Source organism: Mesorhizobium sp. M0991, from assembly GCF_040318915.1.
GTDB lineage: Bacteria > Pseudomonadota > Alphaproteobacteria > Rhizobiales > Rhizobiaceae > Mesorhizobium.
In genome coordinates, this window is record NZ_JAMYNE010000016.1 from 1 (window position 1) to 26,504 (window position 26,504).

15 protein-coding genes and 2 pseudogenes are annotated in these 26,504 nt (G+C 62.9%); 3 read left to right on the top strand and 14 right to left on the bottom strand.

From position 1 onward, the window contains the following. Positions 1 to 135: 135 nt before the first annotated feature. The 5 genes and pseudogenes from NKH70_RS22065 to NKH70_RS22085 all read right to left on the bottom strand — a co-directional run. Complete coding sequence (locus NKH70_RS22065; RefSeq protein ID WP_352912722.1) at positions 136 to 594, bottom strand: carboxymuconolactone decarboxylase family protein; 459 nt, start codon at positions 592 to 594, stop codon at positions 136 to 138. 13 nt (positions 595 to 607) lie between these two features. After that, positions 608 to 1,126, bottom strand: coding sequence for an RrF2 family transcriptional regulator (locus tag NKH70_RS22070; protein ID WP_352912721.1), 519 nt, complete (start codon positions 1,124 to 1,126; stop codon positions 608 to 610). Positions 1,127 to 1,227: 101 nt separating this feature from the next. Then, positions 1,228 to 2,541 (bottom strand): NAD-dependent dihydropyrimidine dehydrogenase subunit PreA, encoded by a 1,314-nt coding sequence (gene preA / locus NKH70_RS22075; protein WP_353025995.1) that lies wholly within the window; start codon positions 2,539 to 2,541, stop codon positions 1,228 to 1,230. Between the two features lie 2 nt (positions 2,542 to 2,543). Then, complete coding sequence (locus NKH70_RS22080) at positions 2,544 to 3,908, bottom strand: NAD(P)-dependent oxidoreductase (protein WP_352716900.1); 1,365 nt, start codon at positions 3,906 to 3,908, stop codon at positions 2,544 to 2,546. Positions 3,909 to 4,061: 153 nt separating this feature from the next. Beyond that, positions 4,062 to 4,563, bottom strand: a pseudogene (locus tag NKH70_RS22085) (gamma-glutamylcyclotransferase); the annotation flags it as partial. A 173-nt stretch (positions 4,564 to 4,736) separates the two neighbouring features. On the opposite strand from NKH70_RS22085, the gene NKH70_RS22090 reads away from it, so the two are divergent. Further along, on the top strand, positions 4,737 to 5,513 hold the full coding sequence (locus NKH70_RS22090; protein ID WP_353025996.1) for a VOC family protein: 777 nt from the start codon (positions 4,737 to 4,739) through the stop codon (positions 5,511 to 5,513). Between the two features lie 118 nt (positions 5,514 to 5,631). On the opposite strand, the gene NKH70_RS22095 is transcribed toward NKH70_RS22090, so the two are convergent. Next, on the bottom strand, positions 5,632 to 6,138 hold the full coding sequence (locus tag NKH70_RS22095; protein ID WP_352491127.1) for a hypothetical protein: 507 nt from the start codon (positions 6,136 to 6,138) through the stop codon (positions 5,632 to 5,634). A gap of 180 nt (positions 6,139 to 6,318) precedes the next feature. Here NKH70_RS22095 and NKH70_RS22100 point away from each other — a divergent pair. Then, positions 6,319 to 6,695 (top strand): annotated as a pseudogene (locus NKH70_RS22100) (DoxX family protein). A 15-nt stretch (positions 6,696 to 6,710) separates the two neighbouring features. Here the strand turns inward: NKH70_RS22100 and NKH70_RS22105 are convergent. After that, a complete protein-coding gene (locus NKH70_RS22105; protein WP_352912719.1) occupies positions 6,711 to 9,152 on the bottom strand; it encodes a GcvT family protein in 2,442 nt (813 codons plus the stop codon). Between the two features lie 83 nt (positions 9,153 to 9,235). Beyond that, complete coding sequence (locus NKH70_RS22110) at positions 9,236 to 10,774, bottom strand: trimethylamine methyltransferase family protein (RefSeq protein ID WP_352912718.1); 1,539 nt, start codon at positions 10,772 to 10,774, stop codon at positions 9,236 to 9,238. A 218-nt stretch (positions 10,775 to 10,992) separates the two neighbouring features. Here NKH70_RS22110 and NKH70_RS22115 point away from each other — a divergent pair, with 218 nt between their 5' ends. Next, positions 10,993 to 11,583, top strand: coding sequence for a transglycosylase SLT domain-containing protein (locus tag NKH70_RS22115; protein ID WP_352912717.1), 591 nt, complete (start codon positions 10,993 to 10,995; stop codon positions 11,581 to 11,583). A 14-nt stretch (positions 11,584 to 11,597) separates the two neighbouring features. Here the strand turns inward: NKH70_RS22115 and NKH70_RS22120 are convergent, their stop codons facing one another. The 6 genes from NKH70_RS22120 to NKH70_RS22145 form a co-directional block, all read right to left on the bottom strand. After that, positions 11,598 to 14,021, bottom strand: a complete 2,424-nt coding sequence (locus NKH70_RS22120; protein WP_352716910.1) for a dipeptide ABC transporter ATP-binding protein — start codon at positions 14,019 to 14,021, stop codon at positions 11,598 to 11,600. A gap of 64 nt (positions 14,022 to 14,085) precedes the next feature. Next, positions 14,086 to 15,243 carry an ABC transporter permease gene (locus NKH70_RS22125; RefSeq protein ID WP_292663612.1) on the bottom strand — a complete coding sequence of 386 codons (1,158 nt, stop codon included), beginning with the start codon at positions 15,241 to 15,243 and terminating at the stop codon, positions 14,086 to 14,088. Positions 15,244 to 15,254: 11 nt separating this feature from the next. After that, positions 15,255 to 16,289 carry an ABC transporter permease gene (locus NKH70_RS22130; RefSeq protein WP_292663614.1) on the bottom strand — a complete coding sequence of 345 codons (1,035 nt, stop codon included), beginning with the start codon at positions 16,287 to 16,289 and terminating at the stop codon, positions 15,255 to 15,257. A gap of 221 nt (positions 16,290 to 16,510) precedes the next feature. Continuing rightward, complete coding sequence (locus NKH70_RS22135; RefSeq protein ID WP_352716912.1) at positions 16,511 to 18,163, bottom strand: ABC transporter substrate-binding protein; 1,653 nt, start codon at positions 18,161 to 18,163, stop codon at positions 16,511 to 16,513. Positions 18,164 to 18,424: 261 nt separating this feature from the next. Further along, positions 18,425 to 24,475 (bottom strand): translocation/assembly module TamB domain-containing protein, encoded by a 6,051-nt coding sequence (locus tag NKH70_RS22140; protein WP_352978816.1) that lies wholly within the window; start codon positions 24,473 to 24,475, stop codon positions 18,425 to 18,427. Beyond that, positions 24,475 to 26,400 (bottom strand): autotransporter assembly complex protein TamA, encoded by a 1,926-nt coding sequence (locus tag NKH70_RS22145; protein ID WP_352978818.1) that lies wholly within the window; start codon positions 26,398 to 26,400, stop codon positions 24,475 to 24,477. Before NKH70_RS22145 ends, NKH70_RS22140 begins: the two co-directional genes overlap by 1 nt. Between the last annotated feature and the right edge of the window lie 104 nt (positions 26,401 to 26,504).

The following is a 26,504-nucleotide window of genomic DNA, read 5'->3' on the forward strand; positions in this document are numbered from 1 at the left end:
CCCCAAAACCAACCGGCCCCCCCCTCCCACCCGGGGCGCGCAAAAAAAAACAAAAAAAAAATTTTTAAAAACTTGCGGGGGGGCCTGGCCCAAAAACCGGCCGCGGGGCCCCTGGCCCCGGCCCCTGGTCCATGGTCAAGCGGCCATGATCGCCGGCATCGGATGGATTGCATGGAACGGAACGCAAAGCCGGTTCCAGGTGTTGATCATGCCGAGCGCAACCGACAGCTTGACCAACTCTTCCTCCGAGAAATGCTTGAGCGTCCGTGCATAGAGTTCGTCCGACACACCGTTGTCGGCGATCCTGGTCAGCGCATCGGTCCAGGCGAAGGCTGCGCGTTCGCGCTCTGAAAACAGCGGCGATTCCTTCCAGGCGGAGACGAGATAGATCCGCTGCTCGCTTTCGCCTTCGCGGCGCGCTTCGCGGCTGTGCATCTCGACGCAATACGAGCAGCCGTTGATCTGCGACGCCCTGAGCTTGATCAGATGCAACAGGCTTTTTTCGAGCCCGCATTCGTCGACTGCCTTGTTGAGCGCCGACACCGCCTTCATGATCTCCGGCGCCGCGCCGAAAAATTGCAGCCTCTGTTTCATCGTCTGTAGCCTTTCATGCTTGCTTGGTTGAACTTGATTTCTGCGGCCGCTGGTGGCGCTCGACGAAGGCACAGTTGGCGGCGACCGAACGGGGATCGGCATCGGTCGTGTATTCTGCCACGATGTCGGACAGCCGGGCGTCGGCGAGCGCGGCGCGATAGGCACGCTCGGCCTTCAGCATGGCCACGTTGATGCCGCAAGGTTTGACATAGACCGAGGCATCGAGCTTCGCCGGGCCGCGCTGGCGGATTTCGGCGCAGCGGAATGCCGGTTCGCGCCCTTCGACGGCCAGCACGATATCGAGCAGCGTTATGCGTTCCGCCGGCCGCGCCAGCCGGTAGCCGCCGGACGGCCCCGGCACCGATTCCAGAATGCCCGACGCCGTCAGCGCGTTGAGATGCTTTAGGAGATAGCTCGGCGACAGCCCGAACGCTTCGGACATGGCCGCACCCGGCAAGGTCGCGGCGCCATCAACACCGGCAAGCATCGCGGCGCAATGAATGGCCGCTTCGACGCCTTCGCCCAGCTTCATTTCGCTCTCCTGTTCATGGATATAGATTATCGTGGATAGTTTTTATCCGCAATATGAAAATTAAAAAGCGGCGCCCGTGAACGCCGCTTTTTTTCGCAATGCTATTCCGCCGCCACCTTGGCCATCGGATTGTTCGGATGCGTCGTCCAGTTGGCATAGATCGGCGACACCGGCTTGCCGGTGCGCTGATCCATCACACCGACCGCCAAAGGCTCCATGGTGATGCAGTTCTCGACCGGACAGACATTGACGCAGAGATTGCAGCCGACGCATTCGGCCTCGATCACCTCGAAATGCCTGACGCCGTCCACCATGCTGGTGATCGCCTGGTGCGCGGTGTCCTCGCAGGCGATGTGGCAGCGGCCGCATTTGATGCAGGCGTCCTGGTCGATATGCGCCTTGGCGATGTAGTTGAGGTTGAGATACTGCCAGTCGGTGACGTTGGGCGTGGCGCGGCCGATGATGTCGTCGAGCGTGGCATGGCCGTTCTCGTCCATCCAGTTTTCCAGGCCGGCCATCATCTCCTGCACGATCTTGAAGCCATAGGTCATCGCCGCCGTGCACACCTGCACATTGCCGGCGCCGAGCGCCATGAATTCGGCGGCGTCACGCCATGTGGTGATGCCGCCGATACCGGAGATCGGCAGGCCCTTCGTTTCAGGGTCGCGCGCGATCTCGGCCACCATGTTCATGGCGATCGGCTTCACCGCCGGACCGCAATAGCCGCCATGCGAACCCTTGCCGTCGATCGTCGGCTCCGGTGCGAAATTGTCGAGATTGACGCCGGTGATCGAATTGATGGTGTTGATCAGCGACACCGCATCGGTGCCGCCGGCAAGAGCGGCGCGTGCCGGCTTGCGTATGTCGGTGATGTTGGGCGTCAGCTTGGTAATCACCGGCATGCGGGTGTTGGCCTTGCACCAGCGCACCACCATTTCGATGTATTCCGGCACCTGGCCGACCGCCGCACCCATGCCTCGTTCCGACATGCCATGCGGGCAGCCGAAATTGAGCTCGATGCCGTCGGCGCCGGTCTCCTCGACCACCGGCAGGATCGCCTTCCACGCGTGCTCCTCGCAAGGCACCATCAGCGAGACGACAATCGCCCGGTCCGGCCAATCCTTCTTGACCTGCTTGATCTCGCGCAGGTTGACCTGCAGGTCGCGGTCTGTGATCAGCTCGATGTTGTTGAGGCCGAGCAGACGACGGTCGGCGCCCCAGATCGCGCCGTAGCGCGGACCGTTGACGTTGACCACCGGCGGCCCCTCTTCGCCGAGCGTCTTCCAGACAACGCCGCCCCAGCCGGCCTTGAAGGCGCGTATGACATTGTAGGCCTTGTCGGTCGGCGGCGCCGAGGCCAGCCAGAACGGGTTCGGCGACTTGATACCGACGAAATTGTTGCGGATGTCTGCCATGCTCATGCCCTCCCGTTCGAGGTCAGTGCCCGATGAATGCTTTCCGCCGCGTCGCGGCCTTGCGCGACGGCCGAGACTGTCAGGTCGTCGCCGCCAAAGATGCAGTCGCCGCCGGCCCAGACGTTTGGCAGCGACGTGCGGCCTTCGGCGTCGACCTTGATGCGGCCGGCTTCCAGCGCGATCTCCGCACCGCTGCCGTTGAGCGCAGCCGGGACAAAGCTCTGGCCGATTGCCTTGAACACCTGGTCGGCGGTCAGCGTCAGCCGCTCGCCGGTGCCGACGAGCCGGTCGCCGTCCATCGCGGTGTATTCGAGCTCGATCGCCGACACCTTGCCGCCGTCGGCAATGACCCGCTTCGGCTGCAACCAGTGCCGGATGATGACGCCGTTGGCGGCAGCCAGATCCTGCTCGAATTCGGAGGCGTTCATGTGCTCGGGGCCGCGCCGATAGCAGATCGTCACCTCTTCGGCTCCGAGCAGCTTCGATTGCACCGCCGCGTCGATCGCCGTCATGCCGCCGCCGATGACGACAACACGCCGGCCGACTGGCAGGCTGGCCAGATCACTGGCCTGACGAAGCTCCGCAATGAACTCGACAGCATTGGTGACGCCTTGCGCCTCCTCGCCATCCGCTCGCAAGGCATTGACGCCGGCAAGCCCCATGCCGAGGAACACCGCATCGTAATTCCTGGTCAGGTCCGACAGCTGGTAATCACGGCCGAGCGCCTTGCCGTTCTGGATGTCGATGCCGCCGATCGACGTGACATAGTCGACTTCGGCCTGGGCGAAATTGTCGACGCTCTTATAGGCCGCGATACCGTACTCATTGAGGCCGCCGGGCTTCGGCCGGGCTTCCAGGATGGTCACGTCATGGCCGTAGCGGGCGAGCCGATGCGCGGCTGCAAGCCCGGCCGGTCCGGCGCCGACCACGGCGACCGTTTTGCCGGTCGGTTCGGAGCGCTTGTAGAACTGCTTGCTTTCGGCCATGGCGACATCGGTGGCATAGCGCTGAAGGCGGCCAATCTGCACCGGCTTGCCTTCTGCCACCTCGCGCACGCAGACCTCTTCGCACAGCGTCTCGGTCGGGCAGACGCGGGCACACATGCCACCCAAAATATTCTGGTCGAAAATCGTCTTGGCTGAGCCGATCGGATTGCCGGTCGAAATCTGGCGGATGAACAGCGGGATGTCGATCGAGGTCGGGCATGCATTCATGCACGGCGCGTCATAGCAGAAATAGCAGCGATCGGACTCGACCAGTGCCTCGTGATGATCGAGCGGTGGATGCAGGTCGGCAAAATTATCGGCATATTGCTCCGGCGAGAGCCGCCCGCCGGCAATGCCTTGCTTGAACTGGCCTTCTGGCATCATCAGTTCCCCATGTTCTTGTTTTGGGGAAGGCTAGCACGTTTTATTTTTTTATCAATTGGTCAATTTTCGGCGCAAGCAACTGAAAAGCTTCAACAAACATGACAATAATAGTCATGTTTTCCAAACGGCCATGCGTCACGAAGCAGGTACGGAACCGCGTTCAGGACCGCCGACCCAGAAGCCCAGCGCCCTGACTGTGCCTTGGGCCGTATGCACGGGAAGCCACCTGACCGAACCGATGCTCTCGCGGTCGTCGATCTCGCGCCGCAACAGCCTTTCGACCTGCAGCGGTTTTTTCGCCTTCCGGCAAGCGGTAGATGACGCCGTTGCATCGCCCGCCCCGCTCGAGCGCCATCATCAGCCCGGGCTGCTCGACGCTGCCGCGCCAGCGGACCATGTCGAGACAGAAGGACCGGTGCCAGCCAAACGTGGTAGCGCGTTGTCGTTCGACGGACTCGAAGGCCGGCTTCCAGATCAGCGAACCATAAGCGAACACCCATAAGGGGGCCTTGTCTGCTTCGCCTGAGAGACGCAAGGCAAGAGCCCGGAAATCTTCGTCGGTCAGCTGCGTCCAGCTGCGGTCGGGGCCGAGATCGGTCTCTTCCCGATGGCACAGTGCGACAAGTTCGGAAGTGAGCGACATCCGGCGCATGGATCAACAACCCCTCGTTGACTGCAAGCAAAATCGAAAACCGCAGGGCGCGCAACCCGGTAACATTTCCAATTTGCCGTCATCTTTTTTGGTTGGCTGTCGGATTTTCGTCGTGAAGATCGTCTTAGAATAGATCGCGCATGATCGATGTACAAACCGCAAGGAGCACGACAATGCCACAGTCCCCGATGCCCTTCTTCTGGTACGAGCTGATGACCACCGATCTCGACGCCGCCGAGGCGTTTTACACCTCCGTGGTGGGCTGGCGGGGGCAGCCATTCGAAGGGGCCCCGGGCATGCCGCGCTATATCGTGATGAATGTCGGCGAGCGCGGCGTCGGCGGGCTGATGACGCTGCCCGAGGACGCGCGCAAGATGGGCATGCCGCCGGCCTGGATCGGTTATATCCTCACCAGGGATGTCGATGCCGCAACGGCCTCCCTCAAGAAGGCTGGTGGCGCGGTTCACCGCGAGCCCGACGACATTCCTGGCGTCGGCCGCCTTGCCGTCGTTGCCGATCCGCAAGGCGCGATGTTCAACTTCCTGCAGCCCAGCGGCCCCGACCAGCCGCCGCTACCGTTGGCGACACCCGGCAACATCGGCTGGCATGAGCTCTATACGTCAGACTGGAAGGCGGCGTCCGATTTCTATTCCAGCCAGTTCGGCTGGGAGAAGGGCGACGCCATGGATATGGGTCCGATGGGCGTCTACCAGCTCTTTGCCTTCGGCGGCGAGCCCGTTGGCGGTATGATGAACAAGCCCGAGCAGATCCCGGTCCCGGTCTGGCAGTTCTATTTCAACGTGCCCGGCATCGACGCGGCAGCCAAGCGTGTCACCGACAATGGCGGCAAGATCCTGATGGGTCCGATGGAGGTCCCCGGCGGCAGCTGGATCGTGCAGTGCACGGACCCGCAAGGCGCCCATTTCGCGCTAATGGCACCGGTGCGGTAGCAACGTCGCGTCGCGATTGGCGAAACCGGCAGCAAAAACCGATCTCCCCCCTCGAGGGGGGAGATGTCCGGCAGGACAGAGAGGGGCGCTGTCCCTCCAACCTTACGCTCTTTGAGAACTATTCCGGCGTCAGCACGGAAACTTTGAGATCGGGCTTCTTGGCGCCGCTGAGCTGGATGGTCGCCGGGCCGGCGGCTAGCTTGAAGCGCACGCTCTTGCGGATCCCCGGACAGGTTTTTATGCCACTGAAAGCCGCCGACTTCACCGCTTTACCGTCCTGAACGACATCGATCCAGGCCTCATCAGACAGGCTGATCTGGAGCTCTCCCTCCGGGGGCACGGCCACGCTCGCCGTCGCGCCGAATGTACCGGCTGCCGGCGCGCGTTCCGGCGGAACGGTGAAGCTGATCGTGCCGACCGGCGCCAACGCCACATCTGCAGCCTCGCCGACCGAAAGGTCAGCGCCGGACTGCGCGGCGGGCGCCGCCGCAAACAGGGCCTCCTCGCGCGTCACCGGCCATTTGAAAGCAGCACAGCCGGCGTCGTCGGCCATGGCGACGCTGGTGCCTGCAAGGATGGCGAATAGGCTGACGACGACTTTTCTCATGGCAAACGGAACCCACATGGTTTGGAGTGTCTGGATCTCAGTACAACTATAGCGGTTTAAATACAACCCTGGAGAGAAAAATATTGAAAGACGAGGAACATTTCCATCACTGATTGTTGATGGCGGGGCCATGCGAAGTGAATGGTCCCCTGCCGGGCGATAATCTATGGCCGGTTCGGGGGTAAAATGGAGTCTTAGATGAAGCTTTTCGACGGCCTTGCCAGATATCAGCCGCAGGCTCTGGCCGCATTGCGCATCATGACGGCACTGCAATTCATCGAACATGGTACGCAAAAGCTGTTCAATTTTCCCGCCGGCGACCATGCCGGTACATTGACCGGGCTGACGCTGACCGCTGGCCTCCTCGAATTCGTGCGCTTGGGCTCTTCGCCCGGCCGGTCGCCTTCCTCCTGGCTGGCGAGATGGCGATCGCCTATTTCATGGCGCACATGCCGCGCGACTTCTTCCCCATCAACAATGGCGGCGATTCGGCGATCTCGTTCTGCTTCATTTTCCTCTATCTGGTGTTTGCCGGTCCGGGTGCCCTGGCCCTCGACAACCGGCGCAACAGCTGAGGCGTCGGCGCGTCTTCACCCGCGCATCCGCTCGAAATTGGCGTCGAATAGCGGCGCCGATTGCATGCGCGCTGCATGACGTTTGCCCAGGACCTCGATCTCGAAACCGTCGGCCTCATCGGCGATCTCCTTCGGTACATAGCCCATGGCGACAGATTTCTTGGAATGATGTGCGTAGCCGCCCGACGTGACCCAACCGCGCACGGCACCGCCATGCCAGATTGGCTCGTCGCCGATGACGTCGGCATCGACAGTATCGACGACAAAGGCCCGCAGCCGCAGTCTGCCGCCTTGCTTGCGCTCGGCCAGCGCCGCCTGCTTGCCGATGAAATCGGCCTGCTTGCCGTAGGCGACGAAGCGGTCGAGCCCGGCTTCCAACGGCCCGTAGATCGGCCGGTATTCGCGCGCCCATGAGCCGTAATTCTTCTCAAGCCGCAGCGCATTGAGCGCGCGCGAGCCGAACAGGCCGATGCCGAATTCCTCCCCCGCGGCCATCAAGGCTTGCAATGCCGCACGCTGATATTCCGGAGCGACCCAGATTTCGTAGCCGAGATCGCCGGTGTAGCTGACGCGCCCGACCAGGCATGGCGCCATGCCGATGTCCATCCTGCTGATGGCCATGAACGGAAAGGCCGCATTCGACACGTCCGACCGTGTAACCTTTGCCAGCACGTCGCGCGCGCTCGGCCCGGCGATCGACAAGCCGGTGAGCTTTGCCCCGAGCGCCTCGATGCTGACAGAGCCGTCCTTCGGCAGATGCGCTTCGAACCAGCGCATGTGGTACTGCTCGGCGACGCCGGAGCCGGCCAGGAACCAATCGTTATTTTCAGAATTTGGACCGCCGAGATTGGCCAGCGTGAAATCGCCAATCAGCCTGCCGTCTTCCTTCAGCATCGGCGCCAGCGTCATGCGGCCGGGCCTTGGCAGCTTGCAGGCAAGCAGACGATCAAGCCAAGCCGCCGCCCCCTCGCCCGTCACCTTGTACTTGGCGAAGCTCGAAATCTCCGACAGGCCAACGCCTTCTCGAACGGTCTTGACCTCATTTGCGACATGCTCGAAATCGCTCGAGCGGCGCCAGGAGAATTCGTCCTTGACGCCTTCGGGCGCGTACCACAGCGGCACCTCCAGCCCATAGGCGACCCCCCATTGCGCGCCCTTGGCCGACAACAAATCGTAGACCGGCGTCGTCTTGAGCGGCCGTCCAGCCGACAGCTCCTCGTTCGGGAAGCGGATCGAAAACCGCCGCGAATAGTTTTCGCGCACCTTGGCGTTGGTATAGGCCATCGTCGCCCAGTCGCCGTAGCGCGACACATCCATCGCCCAGATATCGGCGCCGGGATCGCCTTCGATCATCCAGTTCGACAGCGCCAGCCCGACGCCGCCGCCCTGCGAGAACCCCGCCATGACACCACAGGCCACCCAGAACCCCGGCAGGCCGCGCACCGGCCCGATCAGCGGATTGCCGTCCGGCGCGAAGGTGAAGGGCCCGTTGATGATCTGCTTGATGCCGGTGTTCTGGAAGGCCGGGAAATGCCGGAAGCCGACCTCCAGCGACGGTGCGATGCGGTCGATGTCGGGTTCGAGCAGCTCGTGGCCGAAATTCCATGGCGTCTGGAACTCGGACCACGGCTTGTTGGCCTTTTCGTAGGTGCCCATCAGCATGCCGCCGCGCTCTTGGCGCAGATAGAGCTCGCCGTCGAAATCGACGGCATGGATGATCTCTGTGCCGGTCTTTTGGTTCCAGGCAGCGACTTCCGGCATGTCCTCGGTGATCAGGTACATGTGCTCCATCGCCAGCACCGGCAGCTCCAGCCCGACCATGCGGCCGACCTCGCGCGCCCACAGGCCGCCGGCGTTGACGACATGCTCGGCCACCACCTCACCCTTGTTGGTAATGACACGCCACAGGCCGTCGGCGCGCCGCACAATATCCTCGACCTTGGTGAAACGCTCGACCTCGGCACCAAGCTTCCTCGCCGCCTTGGCGTAGGCGTGGGTAACGCCGGACGGGTCGAGATGACCGTCCTCCTTGTTGCGAACGGCGCCGACGAACTGCTTGGGGTCGAGCAGCGGCATCAGCTCGGCCGCCTCATCAGGCGATATCTCCTCGAGCTCGATGCCGAGATAGCGGCCCTTGGCGACGACGCCGCGCAGCCAGTCGAGCCGCGCCTCGGTCGCCGCCAGCAAGACGCCGCCAGTCAGATGCACGCCGGTCGCCTGGCCGGACAGTTCCTCGATCTCCTTGTAGAGCGAGATTGTGTATTTCTGCAGCTTGGCGACATTGGGGTCGCCATTGATGGTGTGCATGCCGCCGGCCGCGTGCCAGGTCGAACCGGAGGTCAGCTCGTCGCGCTCCAGAAGCACGATGTCGGTCCAGCCGTGACGGGCCAGATGGAACAGCACGGAGCACCCGACGACGCCACCGCCGATGACCACGACCTTTGCATGCGATTTCATGGGATTCTCGTCATTTCAAAGAGTTGGTTGGGTTTCATGATTCTGTAGGAGAAGAGAATGAATCTGAACAAGAAGAGCAGCGCTTAAGGCTCGCTTTGCCCGATCGCTTCCTTGCGCTTGGCCACGTACGCCTCAAGCGCCTCGCGCCTGGAGATTTCCATCACCGGCTCGACATAGTCCTCCAGCGCCTTCTTCCACAGCCTCGTCGCCCGCGCCGTGGCATCGAGCCCGCCGGCCTCCTGCCAGGCCTCGAAATTCTGCCAGTTGGACAGCATCGGCTGGTAGAAGGCCGTGGCGTAGCGCTCCAGCGTGTGCGGCTCGCCGAAGAAGTGGCCGCCGGTCGGAACCGCACCCAGAGCCTCGACGGCAAGCTCGGCCTCGTTGACTTCGATCGGGCGCAAAAACTCCATCATGTGCTGGATCATCTCGACGTCGATGATGAACTTTTCGAACGACGCTGTCAGTCCGCCCTCCTGCCAGCCGGCGGCATGGTAGACGAGATTGCCGTGGCCGAGCACCGCGCCCCACAGCGCCATCAGCGTCTCATAGGCGCCTTGCGCGTCGGCGGCATTGGAAGCCGAGCCCGGTGTCGTGCGGTAAGGCAGCTTGTAGCGCCGCGCCAACTGTCCGGACGCTATATTCGCCTTGGTGTTTTCAGGCGTGCCAAAAGCCGGCGCTCCCGATTTCATATCGACATTGGAGGTGAAGGCGCCATACATCACCGGCGCGCCGGGGCGGACGAGCTGCGTCAGCACCACGCCGAACAGCGCCTCGGCATTCTGCTGGGCGAGCGCGCCGGCAAGCGTCACCGGGCTCATCGCCCCCATCAGCGTGAACGGCGTCACCGCGACGGACTGGCCGAATTCGGCCATCGTCATCAGCCCCTCGGCCATCATCTCGTCGAAGCGGCGCGGCGAGTTGACCGAAATGATCGTGGTGACGCCGGGATCGTCGCGCATCTCGTCAAGCGTCAGTCCGCGCGCGATTGCCATCATTTCGATGCCGTCGAGCGCCCTGCCGCGGCCGATGGCCGAGACGTGAAAGCTTTTGTCGGTTAGTGTCAGATTGGCGAAATAGGTGTCGAGGTGACGGGAATTCGCCGGCAGTTCCATCGGCGCGCAGACCTGGTTGCCGAGCATGTGGATGCAGTTGAAGTGCTGCGCCAGCCGGACGAGATCGGAATAATCGCGCAAATTGCCGGCACGGCGGCCGCGCTCCATGTCGTGCACATTCGGCGGCCCGGCGACGAGCGTGAAGTTGATTGTATTGCCGCCGAGGTGGACGGCATGGGCGGGATTGCGCGGCGTCAGCGTATAGCTGGACTGTGTCGTCCTCAGCGCTTCCTCGATCATGCCGCGATCGATGCGGACGTTCATCGAGGCATGATCGACCTTGGCCCCGGCCTTCTCGAACAGCGACAGCGCCCGCTGGCTCATCACCTCGATGCCGAAATTCTCCAGGATATGCATCGACGCCTGGTGGATCGCCTCGATCTGGTCGGCCGAGAGCATCGCCATCGGCGGATACGGATTTGTAACCCGCCTGAGCGGCAGTTGCGGGATGGCGGTCGGTCCCCTGTTGCTGGTTCGCTCGGCGCCGCGCTTGCGTCTTGGTTCGCTCATGCGGCGCATCAAAGCGCCGGCACGAAGATCGAGCTGTCAAGAATCCGCCACCTGCGGGCGTGATTTTAGCCAAGGCGCCATTGCGGGAATTTCACGTCGGTAAAAGCGACAACAAACGTCGGAATGTTCATACTTCCTCAGCGCCTGCCAAAGCGACCGACGAGCCGTTAAGAAACGCCGCAAGATTCCTTTTATGTTTTCGGCCTAATGCTCTTCCAATGCGTAGGTCGAGTTTTAGTAAAATTGTAGCGATTGCCGTGCCGCTGACACTTTCGGCCTGCGCGACGCCGCCGAACCACATCAACGATGTCTGTGCCGTTTTCGACCAGAATGACGGCTGGTTCGACAATTGGCAGGCGGCGGCACAACGCGCCGAGCAGAAATACGGTGTGCCGGTTCCCGTGCTGATGGCGACGGTGCGCAAGGAATCCGGCTTCAAGAGCAATGCCAGGCCGCCGCGCACCAAGCTGCTGGGTTTCATTCCCTGGAAACATATCTCCAGCGCCACCGGCTTCTCGCAGGCGCTCGACGGGACCTGGGCGCAATACCAGAACGAGACCGGCAGCTGGGCGGCGCGCCGCACCAGGTTTGCCGATGCCGTCGATTTTGTCGGCTGGTATCATTCCAAGACCGCCGACACACTCGGCGTCGCCCGCAACGACACCTACAATCTGTATCTCGCCTACTATCTCGGCTGGAACGCCTATAAGCGCGGCAATCGCGGCGACGCCGACGTGCAGCGCTATGCGCATGCCACCGAACAGATGGCGCAGGACTACGCCGCGCAGTTACGGCAATGCACGCCCTAGCGTATTAACGGCTCTCAGCCGCCCTTGGGTTTGCGCGGCTTGCGCGAGGCGTCCTCGGCCTGGCGGCCGTCGCCGACAATCGGCGGCATGATTGGTGCCACCGGGCTGCCGGCAGAGCTTGAGGTGCCGCCGGTCTCTGAAACCTCGTCGCGAACCTCGTGACTTCGGGCTTTGGCGACCGCTTCGGCATTCTCCGCTGCCTGACCCTCGGCATCGGCTTCAACGCTGCCAGTCTTTCCATGCGGGCGCTTGGGCGGATCTCCGGCAAAGCCTGGGCCAACACCGTGGTTTGCATCCTCGGGCACGCCCTCATTCGCGGCGTGCTCCTTGTCGAATTTGATCACCGGCTCCATTTTCGCCAGCACGTCGTCGGACAGCCAGCACAGGCTCATATGGCCGTCGCCGAGATTTTTGACTGGCGGCACCTTGGTTTCGCAAAGATTGTCCGGCACCAGTTTCTTGTAGCCGCAGCGCGTCTGGAACGGGCAGCCAGAGGGCGGGTTCATCGCCGACGGAATGTCGCCTTCGAGCACGATGTGCCTTTTCACCACGCTGGTATCGGCAATCGGAATCGCCGACAGCAGCGCCTCGGTGTAGGGGTGATAGGGCGGCGAAAAGATCTGGTCGGTCGTGCCTTGCTCGACGATATAGCCGAGATACATGACGACGACGCGGTCGGCGATGTAGCGCACCACCGACAGATCGTGGCTGATGAACAGCATCGTCGTCTTGTTCTTGCGCTGTATGTCCATCAAGAGCTCGGTCACCGCCGCCTGGACCGACACATCCAGCGCCGAGACCGGCTCGTCGGCCACCACCACCTTGGCGTCGCCGGCAAAGGCACGCGCCACGCCGATGCGCTGTTTCTGGCCACCTGAAAGCTGGCGCGGCTTGCGCGTCTCGAACGCCCTTGGCAGCTTCACCAGGTCGAGCAACTCCAGCATCCGCTTGCGGCGGTCGGCCACCGTGTTGCCGACATTGAACTTTTCCAGCGTACGGATGATCTGCGAACCGACCGAATGGCTAGGATTGAGTGTGTCGAACGGATTTTGAAACACCATCTGGATCGACGATACCGTGTCGACGGAACGCTTCTCGATCCCGGTCGACTGGATCTCCTTATTGCCGAGCTTCACGCGGCCAGAGCTTGCCGTTTCGAGGCCGAGCAGCACCTTGGCCAGGGTCGATTTTCCGCAGCCGGATTCGCCGACGATAGCGACGGTCTCGGATTCGCGCGCCATGAACGAGATCGTCTCGTTGGCCTTGACGACGCGGCCCTCGCTCGAGCCGAACACTTCGCTGCCGCCGACCTTGTAGTACTTCCGGAGGTCTTCGATCTGGAGCACCGGCGCACCGGGCACCACCCGCTCGTTGACCTTCTTGGCGCCGGGCGGCAGCGCCTCCCAGTCGATTTCGTTGAAGCGCACGCAGCGCGAGAAATGCCCGTCATGGCCGTCGACCGCGATCATCGGAATTTCGGCGGCGTTGCAGACGCCCTCGACGAAATGGTGGCAGCGCGGGCCGAAATTGCAGCCCTTCGGCCGCTCGTGCGGTAGCGGCAACTGACCCGGGATGGATATCAGCGGCCGCGAATTCTTGTCGGCGCCCGGCAACGGGATCGAGCGGAACAGGCCTTGCGTGTAGGGATGGCGCATCCGGTCGAAGACGTCCTTGATCTTGCCCGTCTCCACCGCTTCGCCCGAATACATCACCGTGATGCGGTCGCAGGTCTCCAGGATCAGGCCGAGATTGTGCGACACGAAGATCATCGAGGTGCCGAACTTCTCGCCCAGCCCCTTGACCAGGTCGACGATACCGGCCTCAACTGTCACGTCCAGAGCCGTCGTCGGCTCGTCGAGCAGAAGCAGCGCCGGTTTCGACAGCAGCGCCATGGCAATGACGATGCGCTGCTGCTGGCCGCCGGAAAGCTGGTGCGGGTAGGAACGCATCATGCGCTCGGGATCCGGCAACTTCACCGCGCGCACCATTTCCAAAGCGCGTTTATAAGCTTCGTCCTTCGACACCTTGTCGTGGATCAGCGGCACTTCCATCAGCTGCTGGCCGACCTTCATCGCCGGGTTCAGACTGGCCATTGGCTCCTGGTAGATCATGGCGATCTTGTTGCCGCGGATGGCGCGCAGTTCCTCGTCGGACAGTTCTCCCATGTCCTTGCCCTGGAACTTGATCTTTCCGCCGACGATCTTTCCGATGTTGGAGAGGTCACGCATGATGCCGAGCGACACGGTCGACTTGCCGCAGCCGGATTCGCCAACGATGCCCATCGCCTCGCCGGGCATGACCGTGCAGGAAAAATCCATGACGGCCGGGATCTCGCCCTTGCGGGTGAAGAAGGAGATCGACAGGTTCTCGATCTCGATGATCGGCCCATTGGTCGGCCCATTGGTCGGCTTGGCGGGATTTCGAACTGCCTCATTCATGGGTCGCTCCAATCCTTGTTCTTCAGGCATGTCGGGCCGAACCCGGCATCGATCTTTCCCGGTATCAATCTTTCATCGACTGTTCGCGCAACGAATCCGCCAGGAGGTTGAGGCCGAGCACGAACGACATCAATGCGATCGTCGGCGGCAGCGCCGGGTGGATGAACGAGCGCAGCAGCCGGCTGGCATCCTTGATCGCCGTGCCCCAGTCCGGGCTTTCCGGCGCCAGCCCCAGCCCGAAATAGCCGAGCGTGCCGAGCAGGATCGTAGTGTAGCCGATGCGCAGGCAGGCGTCGACGATCAGCGGCCCGCGCGCGTTGGGCAATATCTCCCACAGCATGATGTACCAGGGCGATTCACCGCGCGTCTGCGCCGCCGCAACATAGTCGCGCGTTTTGATATCCATGACCAGACCGCGCACGATGCGGAACACGCCCGGGCTGGAGGCGAACACCACCGCCACGAAGATGTTGAGCTGGTTGGGATCGATGTGGATGATCTTGAACGGATCGGCATCGAAGACAAGGCCGGCATAGATCCAGCCGCCAACGACCAACGTCAGGCCAAGCAGGATATAGAGGCGGTCGGGGCGGTTCTTGTAGCGCGTCCAGAACAGCACACTGAAGAAGATGATCGGAAACAGGAAGAACAGCCCTGCCATCGCGTAGGGGATCGGCGTGTCCATGATGCCCGGCGTCACCAGCAGGTAGAACAGCAGGATCACCGGGAAGGCCAGCACAAGGTTTGCGAGGAAGGACAGCACCGTATCGATCTTGCCGCCATAATAGCCGGCCGGAAGGCCGAGCGTAATGCCGACCATCAGTGCAAAACCGGTGGCCGCCGGCGCGATGATCAGCACGATCTGGCTGCCATAGACCATTCGGGAGAACACGTCACGGGCGAGCTTGTCGCCGCCGAAGAGATAGGCGAGCCCCGATTGCGGATCGATTGCCCCAGGCAGCGCGTCCTTCATGATCGGCACCTGGGCGAGCGGATCGAAGGGCGCGACCGTCGATGCGAAGATCGCCGTGAACAGCCAGAACAGGCAGATGCCGACGCCGACGATGCCGACGCCGCTGTCGAAAAGCTGGCCGTAAAGGCCAAGCTTCTTCTTGTAGCCGAAGCTCGCCCCCATCACCAGGGCGAGAGCGATCCAGACCGGCCAGAAGCGGGTAAGCACGCCGAGTACGACGTTGAAGGCGCTGAGATATTCGACCTGCATCCGCTGGTCTCCTATTGAACTCTGATGCGCGGATTGAGGAACGCGTAGCCGACATCGGAGATGAGCTGTGTGATCAGGACGATAAACACCGAGACCAGCGAGCAGCCGAGCAGAAGATCGATGTCGTTGTTGCCGGCGGCCTCGACCAGCGTGTAGCCGAACCCCTGGTAGCGGAACATCACCTCGACGATGACGACGCCGGTGAGCAGCCAGGGAAACTGCAGCATGATGACGGTGAACGGTGCGATCAGCGCGTTGCGCAGAGCGTGCTTTATCACCACGCTGCCGAAGGAGAGGCCCTTCAGCCGGGCGGTTCGGATATATTGCTGTGTCATCACCTCCACCATCGAGGCGCGGGTCATGCGGGCGATGTAGCCGATGCCGTAGATCGCCAGCGTCATCACCGGCAAGGTGAAATTGTAGAAGGTGATGCCCTGGCTGGCCGAGGCCGCCGAACCGTTCAGCACGCCGAGCCAGGAGGCGAAGATGACGGTGAAGATGACGCCCGAAACATATTCGGGCGTCGCCGTCGAGGCGATCGAAGCCACCGACAACGTGCGGTCGGTGCGGGAGCCCTCGCGCATGCCGGCAAGAATGCCGATCAGGAGCGAGACGGGCACCATAACCGCAAGCACGCAGAGCATCAGTATGCCGGTCGCGCTGAGCGCCGGAAAGAGCTTTGAGGCGACCGTCGTCTTGAACTTGGTCGAGCAGCCGAAATCGCCCTGCAGGATGCCGGAGAATGTCGGCACGACCGGATCGTTGCAGAAGGAGAAACGCTGTGCGGGCTTGCCGGTCGCCGGGTCGGTCACCGGCTGCTTGGGCATGACGCCCAGCCATTGGCCGTAGCGGATAAAGAAATTCTGCCGATAGCCATGGTTGACCAGCCAAGCTTCAAGCTGCTCGGCCGAGGTGTGCATTTCGGTCTGGCTGATCGCCAGCTTTTTCAGATTGGGCCCGAGATTGACCAGGAAGAAGACGATCATCGTCAGACACAGCATCGTCAATGCCATGGTGCCGAGACGCCTGATAACGAAAGAAAGCATGGCGGTCCCCTGCCGGTCGGGTTGGGGGTTGGAACCGGTTTGCAAGCCGTGCCCTGCCGCCAGCGGCAGAACAAGCCTTCAGACCAGTCCCAGATGCAACACCCTTTTTATTGCAGACCCCGACCGAAGAGTCCGCAACTTTTTGCTGCGCCGACTTCCGGTCCAAGGACCATGCAAAGAGCGACGGAAAGGGGCGAGACGCCCCTTTCCGGATCGTCCGGTCAGGCCTGGTCGAGCCAGACCTTGCCGTAGTCGCGCTCGAAGGTCGGGTGCATCTTGTAGTTCTGCACCGCCTTGACCGAATGGCTGTAGAGCTTGCGCCAATAAGGCTGGATGATAATGCCGGAATCCTGCAGGATCTGCTCGATATCCTTCATCATTTCCTTGCGCTTGGCTGCGTCGGCAACCGCGAGCGCAGCGTTGAGCTTGGCATCCCACTCCGGGTTCGACCAGGCCGTCTCGTTCCAGGCTTCACCTGTACGATAGCCGATCGCCAGAACCTGGACGCCGAGCGGCCGCATGTTCCAGTTGGTCATCGACAGCGGATACTTCGTCCAGTCGTTCCAGAAGGTCGAACCCGGCAGCACCGTACGCTTCACCTTGATGCCGGCGTCGCGCATCTGCGCGGCGATCGCATCGCCTGTGTTCTTGTGCCAGTCCTCGTCGACCGTGATCAGCTCGTGCTCGAAATCGGCTTGGCCGGCTTCCGCCATCAGCGCCTTTGCCTTGGCCGGGTCACGAGCAACCTTCGGCAACTCGTAGTATTCCGGATGGATCGGGGCGACATGGTGGTTTTCGGCAACCGTGCCGGCATTACCGTAGCCGAGCTGGAGGACGACAGCGTTGTCGACTGCGAGCTGCAGGGCGTTGCGAACCTTCTGGTCGCCGTAAGGCTTGTTGGTCACATTGGTGCGGCAGACGATCGTCGAGGCGGTGACAACCTCGGACTTCGCCAAGTCCATGCCGTCGAGGATCGACACATAGTCGGCCGAGGTTTCGAAATTGGTGTGCACTTCGCCAGCTTCGAAAGCGCTGACCATCGCCGCCGGATCGGTGCCGTAGTCGATGAACTCGATGCCGTCCAGGAACACCTCGCCATCCCACCACTTGTTGTCCTCACGACGCTTGTAGACCACTTTCTGGCCGACATCGTAGGAGACCAACTCGAACGGGCCGGTTCCGATCGGGCAGGCTTTGAAATCGCCGCCCTTCTCGTCGAAGGTCTTGTGGACGATAAGGCCGGGATAGTCGCACACGTTCGGAATGAGGGCGATATCCGGCTTGCTGAGCGTCAGCTTGATCGTGTGGTCATCGACCTTGGTCACCGCGCTCTCATCCAGCTTGTCGTCCTTGACCAGCGAACCGAGGCGACCGGGCATGGAATTGCCTTCGGCCTTCTTGTCGGCCCAACGCTTGAGGTTGAAGATGACGTCGTCTGCGGTGAACGGATCGCCGTTGTTCCAGGTGACGCCTTTGCGCACATGCAGCGTGTATTCGGTAGCGTCGTCATTCACGTCCCAGCTCTCCAGCAGATAGGGGCGGAATGTGTATTCGGTGGTATATTTGACCAGCGGCTCGAGCGCCTGACGCTCGGCATTGGCGATTTCCGACCAGTCGGACTTGCGCGGATCCTTCGGATCCTTGATCCATTGCGCGACCTTCAATACGCCGCCTTTCTTGCCCTGGACCTCTTCCGCCTTGGCCGGCGTCGGGTCTGCAAGGCCAAGCATGCCATAGGCCATCGCCGTCGACGCGCCGAAGACGCTGGCGAGAGCCAGAAATTCGCGACGATCCATCTTGCCTGCCTTGGCGTCTTCGGCCATGGCCAGGATGTGATCGGGAACGCGGTCGCCGTTACTCTTGTAGATCGTCATGAATAACTCCCATTGTTGGCTTTCTGCCTTTTAACATTCCGCATTCGCGCCATGATGTCAAAGACGGCACGGATTGGGAACATGCCAAGGAATGTGCAACTTTGAAAGCAGGGCGGTTCGCGCGATAACGACAGTCTTGGCGCAAATTTGCTACTGCGCCAGGGATTTCGTCCGAAATCTCAACGGGCGATTAAACTGGGACATTCGCGGCTGCGTCGCGCGTTCTTCGGACAAGCAACCGTTCTGCGCGAACGGCTGGTTTCAATATTCCCGTTCGTAGAAAACACCGCCTTTGGCTTCGCCGGCGTCGGTTGCCTCGCCACGCAGCTTGACGCCGCGCCCCACGTCGAGATCGACGGTTGCCTTGCCCGAGCCTGGCCTGTCGCCCTTCTGGATCGTCACATAGGTGCGGTCGTTGAGATACTTGCCCGCCGAGACGGCGGTGCCGCCCTGTTCGTCGGTGATTACGTCGAGATCGTCGACGCCGATCGCGCTGCGCAGGTTCTGCAGCAGGGAGGTCGAGCCGCCAACGCCGGCCAATTGTCCGGCAGCCTCGGCAAGCTGCGCGATCTGCAGCGGCGACAGGTTCGACATCGAACGGCCGAAGATCAGCTGCGCCAGCACCTCGTCCTCCGGCAGCGCCGGTACCGAGGAGAAGGTGAATTTCGGGTTGGTCGCCTCGCCCGACACCACGATGGTCACGGTGGCGCTGGTCGTCTTCGATTGCGCCGTGAGGTTGAGGTAGGGCACCAGAGAGCCGGAAAAGCCGACCGTGCCTTCCGTGAAGGTCAGCCGCTTGGCAAGGATCGTCAGCCGTCCGCGCCGCAACGTGAAGGTGCCGACCGCCTGGGGTGACGATGCCGGGCCGGTCAGCCGCAGCGAACCGCCGAGCTCGGCGTCGAGGCCCCTGCCCTGGATGAAGATCTGGCTCGGCGCATTGACCGTGACGTCGAGGTTGAGGCCGCTGCCGCCGCCACCGCTGCTTGCAGCGGCAGGGCGCAACGCCTTGTCCTGCGCACGCACGGCGGCAGGCGCATTCTTGTGCTTGACGTTGAGCTCGGCCAGCGAACCGGGCAGCTTTTCGGGTACAGTGATGACGGTCTTGGCCAGGTTGACGGTACCGGAAATCACCGGCGCGGAGGTGAGCGGTCCCTTGACGGTCAGGTCGCCGCCAAGATTGGCGGTGACCACCTTGCCGTCGGTATAGCGGCCGTCAACGAGCTTGACCGACAGATCGGCCGGAAAACCCTTAGCCGGATCGATGCCGACGGTGCCGCTTGCCGAAAGGCTGCCGCGCGTCGACAGCGTGCCGGTCAGGCGATTGATCCTTGCCACGCCGCCACCGATGGCGACATCGGCAGTGATGTCGTTGATCGCAAGCCCCGAGCGCGCGTCGAGCAGTCGGGCGCCTGACGTGCGAACCGTGCCTGAGATCACCGGCGACGTCGCCGGGCCGCGCACCTGCACATCGACGTCGGCCGTGCCGCTCAGAGACAGGCCTTGTGCGGCGAGGGTCCTGGTGAGGAAGGCGAACGGCACCTTGCCGGAAAAGTTGAGATCAAGGGTGGGCGCGCCTGATGTCGTCATCGTGCCGCCGCCCTTGAGGCCGAGGCCAGCGGCATCGCTCATGTTGGCGTCGAACGTCAGTCTGTTACCCGAATATGTACCTGAGGATGAAACACCCATGCCGCCGAAACCTGCACCACGGGTCTGCGAGGTCTGAACGCCTGCGGCCTCGATCTTGAAGGCAACGGCCGGATTGGCCGGCGCGCCCGTCACCTTCACAGTGCCCGAGATGGAACCGGCGGCATCGAGGCCCGGCGAAAAACTGTTGGCTATCGAGATCGGTACGCGCGCCAGCGTCGCGTTGAGGTCGAGCGCTTGCCCAGCCTTGCCCATGACCGTCGCCGTGCCGCCGCCGAGATTGAGCACCAGCCTGTCGAGGCTGGTCACTCCATTGGCGATGTTGATGGTCGAGGCCTGGGCGATGGCCGCCTTGATGCCGCGGATGGTCGCCTCCCCGGTGGCAAGTTCGACCGTCGTCGTGCCCTTGACCGCCTTGACCCGGCCGGCGGCCTTCAGGGGAATATCCTTGACGGAGGCGCCACCGGAGAAGCCGGTCCATTCGCCGTCGCGCTTGAGATCGACGTCGACGCCCCGAATAACCGTGCCGCCGGAGGTCACGTTGTCGGCACGGATTTTGCCCGAGATCACCGGTGCCGCCAGATAGTTGGCGATCAGCGCATCGATCGTCACGGCCTTGGCCGAGACATCGCCGCGCGAGATCGAGCCGGTCGTCGCCTTGACGGCGACTTGCGGCACGGTGCCCGCCTTGGAGAAGGCGATCGTGCCGCGCACATCGCCATTGGCCTTTTCCAGTGCCAGGGCCGCAAGCGGACCGATATCGGGCAGGTCGAGCGCCACGGTGCCGGCCGGTACGAAGGCATCGTCGAGCGCCAGGTCGCCGGAGATACGGTTCTTGCCGAGCGACAGCAAAAGCCCGTTGATGGCGCGTTTGCCGTCCGATGTCGCCAGCACGGCACTGCCCTGCAGCGGTTGGCCCCCGATATTTCCGATGAGTTGCACATTCGCAGCCGGGTTGGCGGCATCAGCCTTGCCGGTGGCAGTGAGCTTCAAGCCAGTGATCTCGCGCGCCGCGACCGAAAGCCTGTCGCTGTTGACAGTCAGCGACAGATCCGGCGCGGTGCTGGCGCCTTGCGCATTCAGCGCGAAAGAAATGGCGCCTTTGGCGTCCTTGGATAGCAGCGAGACGTCGCCTAGCGCGCCTTTGACGTCGGCGTTGAGCTTGTTGTCGGCAAGGCTCGCCTGCCCGTCTGCCGTCAGCGAACCGGACGACAGCCTGACGGCGTTGGCGGTGACATTGCCGTTGGCGTCCCGCTTCAGCGCGGCACTGAATTGCGTTCGCTCGGCGAGCACGCCACGCACCGCCACCGGCAGCGCCCCCGACGCGGCATCCGCCCTGATATTGAGGTCGATGTCACCGTCGGCCAGCGAGACCCGCCCGTTGAAGCCGCTGTTCAACGCGTCGCTGATCACAGTGCCGCTATCGATGATGACAGCGTCGGCGGCAAGGCTGCCGGCCAGTTTGGCAGTGACCTTGCCGGCGATCAGCGGCGCGATGGTCGGATTGTCGAGGCCGATTTTTTCGGCAGTCACGGTGCCGGAGATCGGCCCGCTCCGGGCTTTCACGTCGAAGCGATCGGAGTGCAGCGCAAGCGTGATGCCCTCGACCTTAGCGAGATTGGTGGCGGCCGATGGCAGCGTTGCGGAAATGTCGAGCTTCGGCTGGGTGCCCTGCCCGGCCGCCGTTAGCGATATCGCCTGCAGCTCAAGCTTGATCGGGCTCGCCTTGCTGCCGAGCGACAGCGGCAGGTTCGGGCCGGTCGAGGTGAGATCGAGCGAGAAATCGCTGGCGCCGTTCGGATTGATGGTGCCGGCTGCCTTGCCGGAGATTTTCTCGCCGGCAAGCGTCGCCTGCTCGATGGCCAGGCCGCTGACCGACGAGAAACGGCCTGCCGCATCGAGATCGAGCGGCCCGAGCCCAGCCTGCCGGGTCTGGCTGGTTTCGGCGCCGCTGAGCCGGGCGTTGAAGCGGATGTCGGGGGCAGCCGACGATCCCGTGACCTGCGCGGTGCCGCTGAGCGCGCCCACGGCATCGAGACCCGGTGAAAAATCATTGGCAAGCGCTGCCGGCACCGCCGACAAGGTGGCAGCGAGATCGAGTGTCTGGCCAGCCGTACCCGACACGGCAATCGAACCACCGCCGACACCGAGCGCCAGTTTCTCTATGCTCACCCTGCCATTGGCGATTGTCAGCGCCGATGGCTGCGCGATAGCTGCCTTGATGCCGCGGATGGTCGCCTCGCCCGAGGCAAGCTCGATGCTGGTGGTGCCGTTCGCAACCCTGACCCGCCCGGATGCGCTGGCCGGAATTCCGGCGACCGTGGCGCCGCCGCTAAAGCCGGTCCAGTCGCCATCGCGCTTCAGGTCGACATCGATGCCGCTCATCACCGTAGTTCCGGAGGTGATCGTGTCGGCCTTGATCTTGCCGGAGATTGCCGGGGCTTTGAGATAATTGGCGACCAGCGCGTTGACGGCGATTGTCTTCGCCGCCAGTTCGCCGCGCGAGATCGCGGTGCTCGTCGCATCGATCGCGACCGTCGGCGCTCCGTTGTCGTTCGCAAAGCGGATGGTGCCGCGCACGTCGCCGGCTACCGACTGGTCTGCGAGTGTGGCCAGCGGAGCAATATCGGCGGCATCGAGGGTCAACGTGCCGAGCGGCAACAGGTTGTCGTCGAGCCCGAGGTCGCCGGAGACCTTGTTGTCGGCCAGTGAGACGGCAAGTCCATTGATGGAGCGCTTGCCGTCGGTGGTGACCAGCGATGCCTTGAGGTCCAGCGGCTGGTCGTCGACCGAGCCGGTCAGCGAGACATCGGCGGCGGGACTGGCGATATCGGCTTTGCCGCTCGCGCTCAGCTTGATCTGCTTCACCGCATGGCCGGACGCCGTCAGGCTGTCGCTGTTGGCCGAAACCGAGAAATCCGGTGCGCTGCGCGCGCCGCTTGCGGTCAGCGCGAAACCGACGGCGCCGCCGACCTTGGCGCCGACCAGCGGCGACAGCACCGACACGTCGCCCAGCGTGCCCTTGATATCGGCCCGGATATCGGTGCCTTGCGCACTGGCGGTGCCGCTGGCGCTAAGCGTGCCTGAGGTGAGTTGCAATGCGTTCGCGGCGAACGCACCGTCCGGGTCGCGTGTCGCGGTTGCGGAAAACTGCACCCGCTGGCCGAGAACCGAGCTGATCTGCGGCGGTAGCGCCGTCGAAGCCGCGTCGGCATTCATCTTGAGCGTCATCGACAGATCGGCAAGCGCCACTGTGGCCGTTACGGACGCATTGAGCGCGTCGCTGCGTAGCGTGCCTTCGTCGACGACAATCTGTTCCTTGCTGACCGAGCCGGCGAGACCGGCGCTGACCCTGCCCGTTACCAGCGGCGCCAAAGTCGCGACGTCGGTGTTCAGGCCGGCCGCCGTCAGCTTGATGGTGACGGGCCCGCTACGGTTCTGGATGTCGAAACCATCGGAATGCACTTGCCCGATCAGGTCGTCCACCCGCGTGCCGCCCGCCACCACCGAGACCAGCGACGCGCCGATGTCCACCATCGGCGCCTTGCCATCGCCGAAAGCGCGGGCCGTGGCATCCTTGATCGCCACGGTTATCGGCTGTGCCTCGCTGCCGAGGCTGAGCACGATCGGCGTCCCTTTCGCCGCGAGTTTCACAGAAAGATCGCTGGCGCCGTTCGGATCGACAATGCCGGCGGCGGTAGCGTGCATGGCGCCGCTGTCGATATTGGCGCGCTCGACATCGACGCCGCCGGCCGCGGTCGCTGTGCCGGCGAGGTCGAAGCTGGTCTTGCCGGCAAACAGCGGTTTCAGAGTTTCGGGCAGGAAGCGCTCGAATTCGCCATCGCCATTGGCCTCGACATAATGACCCTTGTCGGTGAGCTGATGGCGACCGGTAAGCTGGGTGACGATCCGGCCGTCGACAACGAAGGTCCCGATGCCATTCCAGTTGGCGAGCGGTCCGGTGCCGGAAACGACAATGTTGACCGGCGGCGCGCCCGGCAGGTTGAGCAGGTTGGCGATGATGCCGCCGGCCGGCTCGGATGCTTTAAGGTCGAGGTCGAGCTTGTTGTCGGCCGGCGCGAAATGGGCTTTGGCGTCGACCGTGCCTTGCTTGCCGTCGTGGCGAACGATGTTGAGGTTGGTCTCGATCGCCAATGGCGAGGCATCCGCCTTGAGCGCTCCCTTGGCTGTAAGTTCGGCGACCCCGCTGCCGGCCAGAGCCTGCCCGAGCGCGATTTCGGGAAGGTCGAGCTGCTTGACGTCGATGGAAACCGGCAGCGTCGTCGCTCCGCTTTGGCTCGGCTGTGTGCTGGCCACCGGCAGCCTTGCCAACTCGATACGCTCGGCGCCAATGCGATCGGCGCTGAAGCTCTTCGACAGAAGTGCCAGCGGCGACCAGTCGACAGCCACCTTGCGCGCCACCATCCAGGCGCCTTCGCGATCCTCCAGAACGACATGATCGACCCTGAGCGCGCCCGACCAGATGCCGTCGATGCCGACGACAGTGACCTTGCGATCACCGGTCGAGGCCATAGTCGAGATGATGCCGGCAAGGTTTTCGCGGCCGCCCTCGGTTTTGGTCAGCACGACGAGCGCCCCCACCGCCGCTGCCACGATGATGAGCAGCGTGTAGAAAAGGATACGGAGGATGCGCCTGAATATTGCCATCAGAATGCCTGGCCGATGCCGGCATAAATGCCGAAATGAGGATCGTCGGGGCCGCGGTTGAGCGGCACTGCCGCGTCGATGCGCAGCGGCCCGAACGCCGTCAGATAGCGCAAGCCTACACCCGCGCCGACCTTCATGTCCGAAAAATCGGGGACCTGCCTGGTCGACACCGTGCCGGCATCGACGAACGGCACGAGGCCGATCTTGTCGGTGACCGCGATGCGCATCTCGACCGAGGTCTCGAAGAAGGAAAGCCCGCCGATCGGCTCGCCGTTGCTGTCCTTCGGGCCGATGCCTTGATAGGCATAGCCGCGCACCGAGCCACCGCCGCCGGAGTAGAAGCGGCGGTCGGCCGGAACATCTTGAAGACCGGCGCCGATGATCGAGCCGATGGCGACACGTTCGGCGAAAACGAATTTCGAGGCCGAATCGAGCGACTGGTAGGCCGACCCCTCGCCCTTCAGCTTGACAAAGGCAGCCCCGCTCAAAATGTCGTAGCTCGGCTCGGCATAGGCCAGCACCCTGAAGCCCCGGGTCGGATTGAGCTTGTTGTCGCGATTGTCGTAGACATATTGCAGTGGAATGCTGGCGATCAGATACGTGTGCTTGCCGAAAGCGTCGTGGATTCTCGAATAATCAAGCGCGACTTGCGCGGAAACCGTCTGCTTCTTGTCGAGTTCGTAGGATAGGCCGGTGCTGCCCTTGACCGAGAAATGGTCGTAGGCGTCGGGGTGCTCCAGCACGGTATTGACGCTGGCAATGAATTTCGACGCCGGCCCTACCACGCCCGGCTTTTCGAACATGACGCCGGCATTGTAATTGAGCTGGGTCAAGTCGTTGCTGCCGATGCCGCTGATCTTGCCGTCGATGCGCAGCTTTTCGGCGCGGCCAAACAGATTGCGGTGCCCCCAATAGCCTTCGAGGCCCAGCCCTTCGGTATTTGAGAAGCTGCCGCCAATGCCGAAATAGCGCGGCTTGCGTTCGCTTACCTGGACACCGATCGGGATGTTGCCGTCGGCGTCGAGGGCGTCGGCTTCCTTTACCGTCACGCTGTTGAAGACCTCGAGCCCGAGCAGCCGGTCGCGTGCATCGTCGATCTCATCGGGCGAATATTGGCGGCCGCGCTTCAGGCCGGTCATATATTCGGTGAAGTCGCGGTCGACCTTTTCTGCGCCCTCGACAGTGGTGTCGCCATAGCCGGCGACCGGGCCGGCCGCGACGGTAAGCGTCACGTCGAGCGTCGAACCGGCGTGCTCGGCGACGATCTCGCGGCCCGTCACCTTGGCCAGCGGCCTGCCTTCTTGCTTGAGTGCCCGCACGATCGCCGCCTCGGCTTTGAGCACGGCGCCCGAACTGGCGTCACCGCCGGCGATCAGACCGAAATCGGCACTTGCCAGCCCCGCTGCATCGCCTTTCAGCCTGATGTTGCCAAGCGTGAATTTCGGCCCGGCTGCTATGCTTATCACCACCGGAATCGGCTGCGGGCCGGAAAACTCGGCATCGGGCGGCAGATCGTCGAGCGGCTTGCCCTGAATAGTGATGGTGACGACACCCTCGTAGCGGGCGTCCGCGTAGAGCGCGGCAACAAGTTGCTCACGGTCGCTGCGCGCCTTGGCCAAAAGACCCAGCGAACCTGATACCGGGTGTTCCTCGTCGGCTTTCAGCGCCGAGGCGTTTTCGAGCTTCTCGGCGAGATCCTTGTCGGCGTCCGGCGCCTCGATCGTCACCGCATAGCGCAGCGGGTCGACGATGTCGGCATCTTCGTCTTTGGATCCCCACAGTTTGATGCCGAAAATCTCGAAGGCGGCAGCGCTTCCGGTTTCGGCAACAAGTGCCGTCGAGCACAACAATGCGAAAAGCAGGGCGCGCGAAAGCGCGCGCCGTGGCGCGGTTCCTCCCGACATCTGCCTTTCATACGCCGGCATTACGCTCCTAGCCTAGTTCGCAAACCTAAAATTGGAATGAAGTTCTGAAGCACTCGTAAAGGGGCCACAATCCAATTGCTGAAATAGACAGGGCTTGGAACTCA